Annotated in this window: 14 protein-coding genes; 4 read left to right on the forward strand and 10 right to left on the reverse strand. The window is 69.2% G+C overall.

Annotated elements, in window-relative coordinates:
• The first annotated feature begins 21 nt into the window (after positions 1-21).
• On the forward strand, positions 22-630 hold the full coding sequence (locus tag ACFYQ6_RS28365; protein WP_388765620.1) for a TMEM175 family protein: 609 nt from the start codon (positions 22-24) through the stop codon (positions 628-630).
• Positions 631-919: 289 nt separating this feature from the next.
• Here the strand turns inward: ACFYQ6_RS28365 and ACFYQ6_RS28370 are convergent, their stop codons facing one another.
• Positions 920-1,084, reverse strand: a complete 165-nt coding sequence (locus ACFYQ6_RS28370) for a hypothetical protein (RefSeq protein WP_361581865.1) — start codon at positions 1,082-1,084, stop codon at positions 920-922.
• 728 nt (positions 1,085-1,812) lie between these two features.
• Here ACFYQ6_RS28370 and ACFYQ6_RS28375 point away from each other — a divergent pair.
• Entirely contained in the window at positions 1,813-1,965 is a 153-nt protein-coding gene (locus tag ACFYQ6_RS28375) for a hypothetical protein (RefSeq protein ID WP_361581611.1), read from the forward strand.
• Between the two features lie 185 nt (positions 1,966-2,150).
• Here ACFYQ6_RS28375 and ACFYQ6_RS28380 read toward each other — a convergent pair whose 3' ends face one another.
• Entirely contained in the window at positions 2,151-4,112 is a 1,962-nt protein-coding gene (locus ACFYQ6_RS28380; RefSeq protein WP_388765623.1) for an acyl-CoA dehydrogenase, read from the reverse strand.
• A 132-nt stretch (positions 4,113-4,244) separates the two neighbouring features.
• Between ACFYQ6_RS28380 and ACFYQ6_RS28385 the strand changes: the two genes are divergently transcribed.
• The gene (locus tag ACFYQ6_RS28385; RefSeq protein WP_388765624.1) at positions 4,245-4,439 is read left to right on the forward strand and encodes a transposase family protein; all 195 of its coding nucleotides are present in this window, start codon (positions 4,245-4,247) and stop codon (positions 4,437-4,439) included.
• On the opposite strand, the gene ACFYQ6_RS28390 is transcribed toward ACFYQ6_RS28385, so the two are convergent.
• The 5 genes from ACFYQ6_RS28390 to ACFYQ6_RS28410 all read right to left on the reverse strand — a co-directional run bounded on the left by ACFYQ6_RS28390 (position 4,427) and on the right by ACFYQ6_RS28410 (position 9,040).
• Positions 4,427-4,624, reverse strand: a complete 198-nt coding sequence (locus tag ACFYQ6_RS28390) for a hypothetical protein (protein WP_361581868.1) — start codon at positions 4,622-4,624, stop codon at positions 4,427-4,429. The genes ACFYQ6_RS28385 and ACFYQ6_RS28390 overlap by 13 nt on opposite strands.
• Before the next feature lie 720 nt (positions 4,625-5,344).
• The gene (locus ACFYQ6_RS28395; RefSeq protein ID WP_361581617.1) at positions 5,345-5,761 is read right to left on the reverse strand and encodes a nuclear transport factor 2 family protein; all 417 of its coding nucleotides are present in this window, start codon (positions 5,759-5,761) and stop codon (positions 5,345-5,347) included.
• A 99-nt stretch (positions 5,762-5,860) separates the two neighbouring features.
• Positions 5,861-6,292, reverse strand: a complete 432-nt coding sequence (locus ACFYQ6_RS28400) for an Rrf2 family transcriptional regulator (RefSeq protein WP_361581849.1) — start codon at positions 6,290-6,292, stop codon at positions 5,861-5,863.
• Between the two features lie 372 nt (positions 6,293-6,664).
• Positions 6,665-7,693, reverse strand: a complete 1,029-nt coding sequence (locus ACFYQ6_RS28405) for an NlpC/P60 family protein (RefSeq protein ID WP_388765627.1) — start codon at positions 7,691-7,693, stop codon at positions 6,665-6,667.
• A 780-nt stretch (positions 7,694-8,473) separates the two neighbouring features.
• Complete coding sequence (locus tag ACFYQ6_RS28410; RefSeq protein ID WP_388765629.1) at positions 8,474-9,040, reverse strand: rhodanese-like domain-containing protein; 567 nt, start codon at positions 9,038-9,040, stop codon at positions 8,474-8,476.
• An 83-nt stretch (positions 9,041-9,123) separates the two neighbouring features.
• Here ACFYQ6_RS28410 and ACFYQ6_RS28415 point away from each other — a divergent pair, with 83 nt between their 5' ends.
• Positions 9,124-9,402 carry a metal-sensitive transcriptional regulator gene (locus ACFYQ6_RS28415; protein WP_056792769.1) on the forward strand — a complete coding sequence of 93 codons (279 nt, stop codon included), beginning with the start codon at positions 9,124-9,126 and terminating at the stop codon, positions 9,400-9,402.
• Between the two features lie 24 nt (positions 9,403-9,426).
• On the opposite strand, the gene ACFYQ6_RS28420 is transcribed toward ACFYQ6_RS28415, so the two are convergent.
• The 3 genes from ACFYQ6_RS28420 to ACFYQ6_RS28430 are packed head-to-tail and all read right to left on the reverse strand — an operon-like array spanning position 9,427 to position 11,934.
• The gene (locus ACFYQ6_RS28420; RefSeq protein WP_361581626.1) at positions 9,427-10,170 is read right to left on the reverse strand and encodes a sulfite exporter TauE/SafE family protein; all 744 of its coding nucleotides are present in this window, start codon (positions 10,168-10,170) and stop codon (positions 9,427-9,429) included.
• Entirely contained in the window at positions 10,167-10,532 is a 366-nt protein-coding gene (locus tag ACFYQ6_RS28425; protein ID WP_361581629.1) for a rhodanese-like domain-containing protein, read from the reverse strand. Before ACFYQ6_RS28425 ends, ACFYQ6_RS28420 begins: the two co-directional genes overlap by 4 nt.
• A gap of 37 nt (positions 10,533-10,569) precedes the next feature.
• Positions 10,570-11,934, reverse strand: coding sequence for a rhodanese-like domain-containing protein (locus ACFYQ6_RS28430; RefSeq protein WP_388765631.1), 1,365 nt, complete (start codon positions 11,932-11,934; stop codon positions 10,570-10,572).
• Positions 11,935-12,598 lie beyond the last annotated feature (664 nt).

Here is a 12,598-nt window from a genome sequence, read left to right on the forward strand (position 1 = left end):
CGGGTGCTACGAAGTGTTTCCATGAACGAGAGTGCGGGGCAGGAAATCGTCCCACCCGAGGTGGAGCTTGTTTCGAAGGACAGGATGCTCGCTCTGACCGACGGAGTGGTGGCCATCGCCATGACGTTGCTCGTGCTGGACATCAAGCTGCCCGAAGGGCTCGACGGGAAGCAACTGCATCAGGCCCTGGACGACGTGCAGTCCCAGGTGGGCGCCTTCGCGCTCAGTGCGGTGGTGATCGCGCTGTTCTGGCGGGCCCACCACGCGGCGCTGCGGGTCGTCGGGCCGATCGACTCGTACCTCTTCTGGCTCAACGTCACGTTCCTGCTGCTCCTGTCGTCGATTCCCTTTCCCACCAAGGTCCTCGTGGACTACGGCGACCGATTCCTCGGCCCCGGCCTGTACGGAGCGGTCATCGGCACGACCGCGCTCGTGCTCTACGGGATGGAGCTGCGCACCAGCCGTGCCCTCGGTACTTCCTGGCGCCGCGTGCCGTTGCCGGCGCAGGCCGTCGTGTTCCTGCTCTCCGTAGGGATCGCGCGAGTCTCACCGGTCGGCGCGATGTACAGCTGGGCCGCCGCCGTACCCCTTTCCATGGTCGCGACCCGGATCGCGTCCCGGGGCCACTGACCGCCGGGCCCAGCCCTCTGCTCGACTCTGGGGCCGGGCTGCGCGGTGTGCGGTGGCGCTCTGAGGGAGGGCGGGGTCCCGGGTGGCTGTGCGGCCGAGGGCGTCGTCCGGTCGCCACGGCTCCTGGTCGGTCCGGGGCGGAGCGGGTGAGCGCTGCGTCTGCCTTCGTCACTGCGTCGTACGGGCGCGCAGGCCGGCGGCTGCTCCGAGCGGCCTTCTCCACGCAACACCCTGACAGCTGCGTTCGGTCAGGAACGCGGCTCCGCCTTCGGCGTGAGGGCTGCGTCGATCAGGCACGGAGTTCAGTGGCGGCGGGCCTCGTCGGGAAGGTCGGATCGTGGAGCCCTTCAGCGACGACGGCGTCGATCGCCCGGCCCGTGATGACGGCGAGTGTCCGGGCGTCGACCCCTGCGCCGGCGCGCGCCTGTGCCGCGGCGTCCATGAGGTGCGGCACAGGCGGCCCCACCTTGTCTCCGGCTCGTACGCGAAGCCTGTCGGTCGGCCGCTTCCACGGTCATGCGTGTGTGCTGCGGATGCCCGCGGAAGTGCTTGATCATCGAGCGCCGTGGACCGTGTCGGACAACCTGTGGGAGCGGACACAGCCACTGCCGCCGACTGCATCTGCCACGTTCCATCGGCTGACCAGCGGAGATGTCGTTCGTGGACCGTCTCCCACGGCCCGAACCGTTCCGGCGGATCCCGCACTGCACACCGGTCCGCACCCGGTGGAGACCCCCGTTGATCACCCGGTGGCGGTCGCTCCACCGGGCACCACGCGCACCACCAGGAGGTATAAACGACTGCAGCCGATCCCACTCCGCATTCGTCACATCCCCACGACCCGTACAGCCGCCCTGACCCCAACACCCCACCCACGTCGGGAGATCCGAGAGGCAGTGCCTGGTGCGCCAGGGACGCCTCACGGGCACAAGGCCCGCGTGGCCAGCTGGCGTGGCTGATGACGTCTGGACGCGACAAGGCCAATAGGTGGGGCTCGTGGCCAATAGGTGGGGCTCGTGAGGGACGGGTGACGTCATGCCTGGCCGACGCCACCAGGCGCCCCGCGTGCCCCCTGCCCGAGGTCAGCTTCCCTGACGGACCGTCGAACTCATGGGGGACACCAGGGAAGTACCGTGTGCGGCCGGGTGCGGCCGGACCGCACCACACGAAGCACTGAACGAAATGGACGACGGGCAGCACCAGTGCGACGAATGCCTCGGAACGGCTGTGGCCACCGGATCCATGGACACCACGCTGCCGACTGCAGACGAAAGCATCACCCGGCCCATCGGCGAACCCGACGAAGCCCATCACCGCAGGCGCTACGTCGCCTGACGTGCTTGCATTCCCGGCCTGAACGGCGCAGAGGTCCGGGTCGGGCCCGTTCTCGTCATCTGTTCAGCACGTGGCGCTTCCGCCGGACGAGCCGAGGAGGCGGGTGCCGAGGACCCGGCCCCCTCCCCCGGCCTCGGACGGGCAGTCCGGGGTCGCCTTGGCCGCGGCGAGACGGAGTCCGCAGATCAGCCCACCAGATCAGGCGCGCGCAGCATTTCGGTAGGGATGCCCCAGGCGTCGACGAAGGGGACTGCGAGGGGCCGGACCTTGCGGCATAGGTCGTTCACCTCGCGGCTGATCGCCTTGGAACGCTGGACGGTCAGCCGGCCGTGCTCCATGAACCAGGCCCGGTCCGCCTCGATCGTCGACAGGGCGAACAGATCGCACAGCAAGCCGAGCGCGACCTTGTTTCCGCTCTCGGGCAGCGCGCGGACCTTGTCGACGAACGCCTCCAGCACCAGCCGCTCGACGTGGGCGTGGGCCACCGCGATGACGTGGTCCTGCACCTGCGAGAAGACGACGCCGGGATCGCGCTTCTGGTCGATCCCGCGCTTGAGCCGGCGGGCCACGCCGGCGAGCATGTGCTCCTCGCGGTAGCGAAGCATGGCGAGATGGTATTCCGAGTCGAGCAGCCCGGCTTCCTGGTCCCACTCGTCACCGCCGGGCAGCAGGTCACGTACCCGTTCGAGCAGCTTGTGTACCGATGTCTTCTCGATGACCGTCTCGACGGCGAGGTTGGTGACGTAGCGGACCATACCGAGCTGGTCCAGGTCCTCGAACTCGCTCGCGTAATGGGTGAGCAGGCCCTTCGCCACAAGCTGCAACAGGACGTGGTTGTCACCCTCGAAGGTGGTGAAGATGTCGCTGTCGGCCTTGAGGGCGGCGAACCGGTTGACGGTGAGATATCCGGCGCCGCCGCATGCCTCGCGGCACTCCTGGACGACCTTGGTGGCGTGCCAGGTGCCGAGCGCCTTGGTGCCGGCGGCCCGCGACTCCAGCCGGCGTCGCGCCTGCGGGTCGTCCGCGATGCCGGAGAAGACTTCGTGCAGTTCCGTGCGCACGACGTCCTGCGCGAAGTGCAACGCGTACGTACGTGCGATGAGGGGCAGCAGACGGCGCTGATGCAGTCCGTAGTCGAGGAGCAGTTGCTCCTCCGCATTCGAGGTCGCCTCGAACTGCCGTCGCCGCACGGCGTACTTCGTCGCGATCACGAGGGCGACCTTCGCGGCGTTGACCCCGGCGCCGCCCACGCTGACCCGGCCCTGCACCAGCGTGCCGAGCATCGTGAAGAAGCGGCGGTCGGGGTTCTCGATCGAACTCTCGTAGACGCCTTCGGCGGTGACGTCGGCGAACCGGTTCAGCAGCGCCTCGCGCGGCACCCGTACGCCGTCGAACCAGATGCGGCCGTTGTCCACGCCGTTGAGGCCCATCTTGCGGCCGTCGTCCTCGATCCGGACTCCGGGCGCCACCTCGCCGCCGACCCGGACCGGCACGACGAACGCGTGCACACCCTCCGACGTCCCGCCCACCTCCAGCTGGGCGAAGACGACCGCCAGCTCGGCGTGCCGGGCCGCGTTGCCGATGTAGTCCTTGCGCGCCCGGTCACCGTGGGTGGTGATGACGAACTCCTGGCCGGCGGCGTCGTACCGCGCGACGGTGCCGAGCGCCTGGACGTTGGAGCCGTGCCCGGTCTCTGTCATCGCGAAGCACCCCATCAGCTTCCCGGTGATCAGGTCCGGCAGATAGGCGTCGTGGTGGCGTTCTGTGCCCAGATGCAGGATCGCGCCACCGAAGAGGCCGAACTGCACACCCACCTTCACCAGCACCGACAGGTCACCGAAGGCGAGCGTCTCGAACGCGGCGATCGAGGCTCCGATATCGCCGCCCCCGCCGTACTCGCTCGGGAAACCCATGCCGGTCTGGCCCGTCGCGGCCATCCCGACCACCAGCTCGCGCACCCGCTCGCGAAACGCGTCGACGCCGAGCTCGTCGGCCTCCTCGAGAACGGAGGCATACCTCACCAGGTTGGACCGGACGAGGTCGCGGATCCCGGCGTACTCGCCGTCGAGCAACTCGGTGAGTGCCCGGACGTCGACCTCGGGCTGCACGTACCCGCTCGTACCAGTGGATGTGTTGTCAGTGACCATGCCATTTCGCTACCCTGCCCGGCGACGATCAAGCGGTCGGCCGTGGCCTCTGAGCCATACGACGCAAGCGTTCACATCCCCACGATCCTGGGGCATCAGGCCTGGCTTGCGTCCCTGACACGGACGTGTGCCGTGGGCGCGGGTGCAAAGCACCACTTGGTGTTCATCGACCGGCTTCTGGCCACGCTCGTGCACCTCCGCCATGGGGTCCTCATGAGGTGCTGGTTCGGCGTGGACCGCTCGACCGTCACCCGGGCCATCGGCGAGGTGCGACCCCCGCTCGCCGAGCGAGGTTGCACCATCGAACAGGGCCTTCAGGACTCGTAAGGACCGCCGCGGAAGTACATACTCCTGTGCGCTCGGGGACGGTCACCGCGCCCGTGCGCGGCATCGGAGCGGTCGGCAGGTGCCATCCGTTCGGCCAGCACCCGCAGCGTCTCCAGGCCGGCCAGCACCTCCGCGCGATTGTTCGCCACCTTCATCCAGGCCGGCAGCCGAGCAGACATCGACATCGTCGGCCGCGCTCCGCGACGCTCCCGCAATCGCGCCCCGACGTATGCGGACAGCTCGGCAACATGCTCCTCGTTGTAGGCCCACAAGATGTGACCGGCGCAACGGGTCTGCAGCCACAGAGGCCGCTGGAGGAACGGATCCTCGCTGCCACCCAGCTCCGCGCCGACCAGCCCAGCCCCCTGCGCCTCAGGTTTCCGGTCGGCGACTGCACCGCACCCTCCACAGGCCAGGCGACGCGGCTGGAAAAGGAGCTCGCTGAAGTATCTGGGATCAGGAAGGCCAGGCCGGGGAATCACGAGAGCGCACCCGCCGCATCGCGGACAGACCACAAGCATCCGGCCTGCGAACGACCATGTTGTGCAGGTGCGTGTAGTACTCGGCCGCGTACTCATCGTCGATCGCCGGAAGGACCTTGCCGAACGCCCACGTCAGCCGCGCCAGGCGTACGCGGGCCTGTTCGTCGTAGGTCGGGTGTGGGTGATAGCGGTACAGAAGTCTCGGCGAGAACGATCACGGTCCGGACGGCGCGAGCGTGCTGAAACCGGAACCGCCGGTTACCGCGACCCACTCGTCCCACGACCGGGGCGGTCGCGGAACGAGTGCGTTCAAACCGGTTGCTGGGATGCCTGCAACGATGTGCCGTTGGCCAATGGGGTGGAGCTGGGCGAAAACGACGCGCTGTCCATGTGCCCGGGGTGCAGGTAGCTGGGCGCTTTCAATCAGCTGGCTTTGAAGGCTTCGTCCACTGTGAGGGTGTCCTCGTAGAGGTGCAGGCGGACTATTTGGGCGCCCTCGACCGTCAGGTGGATGGCTGCCGGCGTGGCGAACTCCTTACCGGTGGCCGCGACAGTGTGCGTCCAGGCAGCCAGCAGGACCACTTCGCCGCCGTCGGCGATGATGTTCTTGAGTTCGACCACGCTCCGGCCGGGTACGAAGTGCGGCCACATCGTGGTGAAGTACGACGCGACCTCCTCCCGCCGGGTGCGGCGCCCGGTCCACGACAGCGTGTCACTGCCGGGGACATACCAGTCGATCTCCTGGCTGAACAGTTCCTGGATGCCATCCGGGTCCTGCTTGCCGAGGCGTTGCACGAACTCCTCGGCCACGGTCCGCGAGGTCTGCGTGTCTGTTGTCATCGTTCTCGTCCTTCGTCTCAGCACCCGAGCGGTGCAAGATTGACGTAACCATTTCCGTTACATCACTGGGCGCAGAAAAGCGTGCCTCGACCGGGAAGGTCAGGCGGCTTTGAGGATGTCGCGGAGGACGTCCTCCAACGTGGTCCTGGCCAGCTCCCTACGCAGAGCCGCCTCCACATCGCCGTAGACCGCGGTCAGGGTCGGCCCGATGCCATGGCCCACGACGCATCCGGAGTCGGGCGCGGAAGGATGCATGGCGAAGACCGGCCCTGGCTCGATCGCCTGGTAGACGTCGAGCAGCGTGATGGCCGCCAGATCTCGGGCGAGCATCCAGCCCGCACCGGCGCCACGCCGCGAAGCGACCAGACCGGCCCGGCTCAGGGGGGCGAGCAGGCGACGGATCACCACCGGATTGGTGTTGACGCTCGTTGCGATCTGCTCGGAGGTGGCAACCTCGTGGCCCTGTCGTTGATACAGGCCGATCCAGGTCAGTGCGTGTGTCGCGATGGTCAGTCTGCTGTTGGCGCTCACGGTGGCTGCCACCCCCTCTCCTGTCGTAACAGTATGCGTTACGACAGGTATCGGCAACCGCCCTCCGTCGAGTGACCTGGGTCATGCCGTTCCGAGGTCCCTGGAGGGTCGGTCAGATCGTCGCCTTCGACGGTCTCCACGACGGCAACCCGCATCCGGTGCGGCATTCCGCCGTATCGCCCCTGCCCACAGTTGACGAAGACCCAGGCGGCGCCCGTACCGGGCGGTAAGCAGAGCCTTGAGCGTTCCCGGCCGGGTGCCGCTGGGCGAGGCCCGCAGCACCTTCCCGAAGTACGCGGCAGACGGCCCCATCTCCCTCAGCCGCGGCCGGAGCACTGCCCGCGCTCGCAGGGTGCAGGTGCCGCGGTGTGATCAGATGCGGACCGCACCGTAGAAACTGCCGATGGTGCTCATCGATTCGATGCGGACGTAGGCGCCCGGGTAGGGGGCGTGCAGGACGTTGCCGCCGCCGGCGTACAGCCCGACGTGCGAGTTACCACTGAAGAAGACAAGGTCGCCAGGCTTCAGCTGGCTCTGCCCGATGCGGGTGCCCTGGTTGATCTGGGTGTACGTGGTGCGGGTGATCTCGACACCGGCCTGGTGGTACGCCCATTGGGTCAGGCCCGAGCAATCGAACGAGTTGGGGCCCGTGGTGACGGAGTGCGAGTACGGCATTCCGATCCGCGTGCTGGCCGCCTGGAGCGCGGCGGCTCCGAGGCCTGACGCGGCGACCTCGTTGCCGAGGTCGAGCCGCCCGCCCGCATCGCGACTGGCCCTCTGCTCCTTCTCGGCGAGCTCGGCGCGCTCGGCCACGGTCAGGGTGTTCAGCAGGTGCTGGGCGGCGGCGAGCTTGGCCTGGGACGCCTTCTTGCTCTTGCCGAGTGCCTCACGCACCTCGGCGAGCTCGGCAAGCTTGCCCTGGGCCTCCTTGCGCTCCTGCGCCAGTGAACGCTGCTTGGCCTGGATCTTCTGCAGAGACTCTGCCTGCCTGGCAGTCAGGCCGTCCAGCGCCGACGCCTGGTCGAGGAAGTGGTCCGGGTCCGAGGAGAAGAAGAGCTGTACGGAAGGGCTGATGCCTCCGGAGCGGTACTGCGCGGTGGCGATCGAACCGAGTTGGCTCCGCAGCGTGTTCAGCTCGTCCTGCCCGCGCGCGACCTTGTCCTGTACCGCGCCGATTTCCTTCGTGAGCTTGTCCTGCTGTTCCTTCGCTCCGTTGTACTTTTCGCTGGCTTTCTCGGCCTCCGAGTAGAGCTTGTCGACCTTCGCCTTGACCTCGCTCCTGGTCGGCTTGGGGTCGGCGTGGGCTGCCTGGGCGGTCAGGGCGACAGCGGCGGCGGCGGAGGCGGTGAGCACAGTCACTCGGGCGCGGCTCGGTGCTTTGGGACGACGGTGGGACGCCACGGAGGCGAACTCCTTCTCCTCGAGCCGCCCACCGGGTCGCGGAGGAGCTGAATCGCTGGCTCCAGGCGCGTCACGGACACGACGGCGTCTTCGCTGCCACCCGGACGGGTGATCGATCGCGCGAAGGTTCGATCGCAAACTTTAGTGATCATTTCGTGATCGGAGCAATTTCCGCCAGGAGAATCGTGAGGTCCGGAAGATTTCTTTACTCGCCACGTACAACGCGTAACGGCTACCTGACAGTTCGCTTCCGACCGGTGGGTCCAACCCCTCTGCGCGCCCTAGTTGGTGGCCTGAGCCGACGGCTGCCTTCGTCCTGTCATGCAAAGGGATGACTGAAGTCGACGCTTGGCAGGATGACTTGGGATCGGTGCCCGCTCGAGCGGCGGCTCGGTTCTCTCGGGCGGATCTGCCGTGGCGTGCGCGGTGTGAAGTCCGCGGCCTGATGGAACGCCCCACCCGCAAGAGCGCAGGTCACCGTACCCCGGGACGTCCACCAGCGGCCTCAGTCGCAGGCGCGCCAGTACCGCCTGATGGTCGACCGCCAGGGGCCCGCTCGCCGTCCACCAGCGGCAACTCGTACGGGAGGATCCCGCGGCCGGGTGCGGCCGGATCATGGTGGAACCGGTTGCGGGGCCCGCGCGCGGCTCGGGCTCCACGGTCCGGTGTACGGAAATGCCCCGGGCAGTCTGTTCGTCACGCAGGGCCTGGAGGGTGGTCGCCTTCCCGACTCCGCTGGGGCCGTGGGCCACCCGTTCCTGACCTGGAGCCTGTGGTCGGTCAGTCCTGCAGGACGCGCAGGGTGGCGAGGAGGTCGGTGGTGCGGGGCTGGTTGTGGGGAAGTTTGGCGAGAACGGCGGCCATGCCGCAGGTGTTGGTGGCGGCTGAGAAGACGAGACCGGTGCCGATGGCTGCGGACAGCCAGCGGGCGGGGCGCCAGCGGGTGCCGGCGGCAAGGCCGAGGGCGACGAGGGATCCTGCGGCAAGGCGGACTTGGCGTTCCATGGGCCAGACGGCCGGGGCGTTTTCGGGGCGGAGGAGGGTGTGGCCTTCGCCCGCCCAGGCGGTGGTGCCGCCGGCGAGGGTAGTGGCGGGAATGCCGGCTGCGGCGAGTTCGGTGCAGGCGGTGGCGGAGCGGTTGCCGGAGGCGCAGACCATGAGAAGGGTCCCCCGAGAGGCGGCCGCCTTGAGGGCGGGCAGGGCGGTGTGGAGGTGGTCGAGGGGGATGTTGTGGGCGCCGGGAAGGTGGCCGGAGGCGTACTCGCCGGGGGTGCGCACGTCGATGACGGTGTAGTCGTCGAGGCGGGCGGCTGCCTGGGCGGGGATGAGTGCGGTGGGGGTGGTCATGCGGGGGCGGTCCTTCCGTGCTGTTCCGGGAGCGGGTACAGCTTCCCGTATAATACCCCTAGGGGTATCTATGGAGGTGGATGGTGGAGCTGGAGATGGCGGCCGACGAGCTGAAGTCGGTCCTCAATCGGCTGCGGCGGGCTCAGGGCCAGATCGCGGGGATCATCAAGATGATCGAGGAGGGCCGGGACTGCGAGGACGTGATCACACAGCTCGCCGCCGTCTCCCGTGCGCTGGACCGGGCCGGGTTCGCGATCATCGCGACCGGGCTGCAGCACTGCATGGCGGAGGGCGGTCAGGAGGCCGGTGACCGGGATCAGATGCGGGCCCGGCTGGAGAAGCTGTTCCTGTCCCTGGCCTGAGTCGGGACCCTGCGGCCGGCATGTTCATAGGATCACGTCGATCACCATGAACACAGCCACCGCCAGGAGCACACCGGCAAAGGCTCTTTGCAGGCTGTTGCCGGAGACCTTGGCGCTCAGGCGTTTGCCGTCCCAGGCGCCGAGGATAGCCGCTCCCGTGAACGGCCCGATCAGCGTCCAGTCGAGGCCGCCGCTGTTGCCGGTGCGGGCGATCAGGCCGGCGAGTGAGTTGACGGTGATGACGAGCAGGCTGGTGCCCACCGCCCGCCGCATGGTCAGGCCGAGCACGCTCACCAGGGCCGGGACGGCGAGAAATCCGCCGCCGACACCGAGGAATCCGGTTACCGCGCCGAGTCCGGCGCCTGCCCCGGCCGCCTGGCCGGGTCGTATCCGCTCCGCCGGCCGCGATGAGGACGGGCGGAACATCCGTACGGCCGCCAACGCGGCTATGACAGAGAACGCGATGGTGAGGGCTGCTTCGGGTACACGTCCGGCGGCTGCTCCCGCGAAGTAGGCGGGGATGATGCCGGCGGCGGCGAACAGTGATCCGGCTCTCCAGGCGACCTGGCCGTCCCGGGCGTGGGCGTACAGGGCGGTGGCGGAGGTGGCGGCCACGATGATCAGGCTGGCGGTGGTGGCCGCGGAGGGGCTGAAGCCGAGCAGGTAGATCAGGGCGGGCACGGCCAGGACGCTGCCGCCGCCGCCCAGCGCCCCGAGGGCGAGACCGACGACGGCCCCGGCGATGAGGGCGAGAACGAGGGCACTCACGCTATCTGGCCGCTGTTCCCACGCTCGTCGAGGACCGGGTGTCCGGCGGCGGCCCACGCGTTCATGCCGCCCTTGACGTCGACGGCCTGCGCTCCGCGCTGGGCGAGGAGTTTCGCGGCCTGCTGGGAGCGATGACCGCTGCGGCAGATCACCACCAGCGGCCGGTCGGAGGCATCGGCCGGCAGGCCTCCGCCGGCCATCAGCTTCGACAGGGGTACGTGGACGGCACCGGGGGCGTGGCCCGCGTTCCACTCGGGCTTCTCCCGGACGTCGAGCAGGATGGCGTCCGGCATGGCGCCGCTGGTGCGGCTGAAGGCCTGGTCCACGCTGACGCGGGGCCGGCTTCGGCGGAAGAGGAACATCTGGCTCTCCACTCCTTCTCGTGCGGTGGGCGGGTTGTCAGCCGGTGATCAGGGGCAGACCGGCGTCGGTGGCGGCGTCGAAGCCGTCGTCGACGGCGACGACGTCGCGGCCGACGGCGTCCAGCAGGGAGGCGGCGATCGCGGCGCGCATGCCGCCGGCGCAGTGCACCCACACCGGCCCCGGCGGCACCTCCGCGAGGCGGCCGTGGAGCTCGTGGACGGGGATGTGCACCGAGCCTTCGATCCACCCGTTCACGCGCTCGGAGTCACGGCGCACGTCCAGGACCACCACCCCGTCGCGGCCGTGTGCGGCCAGCCCGGCGAAGGTCGAGCGCGGGAAGGATGCCGGAGTCCGGCCGGCGGGCAGCCAGTCGGCGGGGGTACCGGTGGCGGCGGCGGCCGGGCGGTCGATGCCCACCCGAACCAGTTCGCGCTGGGCGCCGGCCAGCTGCTCCGCCGATTCGGCGAGCAGGGTGACCGGCTTGCCCCAAGGGATCATCCAGGCGAGGTAGGTGGCGAGCTTGCCATCGGCCTCGAAGTTGAACGATCCCGCGACATGTCCTTGGGCGAACGCGATGCGGTTGCGCAGGTCGACGACCCACTCGCCGGCCGCGAGGCGGGCGGCGATCTCATCGGCGTCCGCGCGGGCGGTAGGGGTCAGGTCGAGCGGTGCGGGGCCCGCGGCGTTGGCCGGGCCCATGTGCGCGTAGTAGGCGGGCACGTCTTCCAGCCCGGCCAGCAGGTCCGCGACGAAGGTGTCCACGTCGACGGTGAGCGCGGTGTTGGCACTCTTCTCCTTGCCGATCGTGGTCTCCTCCCCCTCGGACTGGGCCGAGGAGCAGAAGCTGCCGAAGCCGTGGGTTGGCAGCACCGCCGTCTCGTCGGGAAGAGCGGAGACCAGGCGGTGGGCGGAGGCGTGCTGGGCCCGGGCCAGCTGCTCGGTCAGCCGCGGCTCGACCAGGTCCGGCCGTCCCACCGTGCCGATCAGCAGCGACCCGCCCGTGAAGACGACCACCGCACGTCCCGACTCGTGCAGCGCGTAGGAGGTGTGGTGCGGTGTGTGTCCCGGCGTCGCGATCGCCGTCAGCGTCACCCCACTGCCGGCGTCGACCTCCACGGTGTCGCCGTCTGCCACAGGGACCCGGGCGAAGGTGACATTCGCGCCCGCCGGCACGAGGTACTGGGCGCCGGTGATCCGGGCGAGGTCGAGTCCGCCGGTGATGTAGTCGTTGTGGACGTGGGTCTCCACCACATGGGAGATCCGCACACCGCGCCGGGCTGCTGCCGCCAGAACCTGGTCGATGTCGCGCGGTGGGTCCACCGCCACTGCGGTGCCTTCACCGCCGGCCAGGTAGCTGCGGTTGCCGAGACCTTCCAGCTCGATGGTGTCAACGAAGAACACGCCGGTACTCCTTACGAATGGAAATTACCCCGGGGGGTATCTGCTTCCACCGTAACACCAGTACCCCCGGGGGTATATTCCAAGGAGTGTGAGGAGGGACTTCGAACCCCGCGGCTTCCGCGCGCGCCTACCGGATCACCCTCCCCACGTCGACGTGGGGATCGGCCGCTCTCCGGCGGACCGCCGCCGCCCGGACCGGCAGCCCGAAGCGCGAAACCGCCCGTCTCCCCCGTCGCCGACAGCGACGACCCGGCGCTGCCGGAAGCCCCGGCCGAGGCGGGCGGCGCAGCGGACGATTTGGAGGTGTAGGGGCTTCCGCCGAGGCGCGGGGGCCGTCGGCACACCGAGCCCCTTCCGCCGGACGCCCGCCGACGCCACCGACCGGCTGCCGAACCTGCACCCGTGATCCTCATAGCGGGCGCCGGACACAACAGACGGGTGGCGGGCGTGACTCTGATCGGCGGTGCCGACCATCTCTCGGCCCCCAACGGCGAGAGGGCCGACCTGACCATGCATGACTGCGGCCGGGCTGGCCGAGGCCACCGCCGCACACCCTTGCGGCTTCGAGGCCGCATTCATCGCATACGAGCAGTCCGTGTGCTCCCGCAGCGGCGCTGTGGCCGCCGTCGGGGCGGAACTCCACGAGTTCCCTGGGTGCCGGCAC

Source organism: Streptomyces sp. NPDC005494, from assembly GCF_042872025.1.
GTDB lineage: Bacteria > Actinomycetota > Actinomycetes > Streptomycetales > Streptomycetaceae > Streptomyces.

Bases quoted from the DNA above. Each gene is read 5' to 3' on its own strand.
- ACFYQ6_RS28365 (WP_388765620.1), top strand. From the start codon at position 22: ATGAACGAGAGTGCGGGGCAGGAAATCGTCCCACCCGAGGTGGAGCTT.
- ACFYQ6_RS28375 (WP_361581611.1), top strand. From the start codon at position 1,813: ATGGACGACGGGCAGCACCAGTGCGACGAATGCCTCGGAACGGCTGTG.
- ACFYQ6_RS28380 (WP_388765623.1), bottom strand. From the start codon at position 4,112: ATGGTCACTGACAACACATCCACTGGTACGAGCGGGTACGTGCAGCCC.
- ACFYQ6_RS28390 (WP_361581868.1), bottom strand. From the start codon at position 4,624: ATGTCGATGTCTGCTCGGCTGCCGGCCTGGATGAAGGTGGCGAACAAT.
- ACFYQ6_RS28395 (WP_361581617.1), bottom strand. From the start codon at position 5,761: ATGACAACAGACACGCAGACCTCGCGGACCGTGGCCGAGGAGTTCGTG.
- ACFYQ6_RS28410 (WP_388765629.1), bottom strand. From the start codon at position 9,040: ATGACCACCCCCACCGCACTCATCCCCGCCCAGGCAGCCGCCCGCCTC.
- ACFYQ6_RS28425 (WP_361581629.1), bottom strand. From the start codon at position 10,532: ATGTTCCTCTTCCGCCGAAGCCGGCCCCGCGTCAGCGTGGACCAGGCC.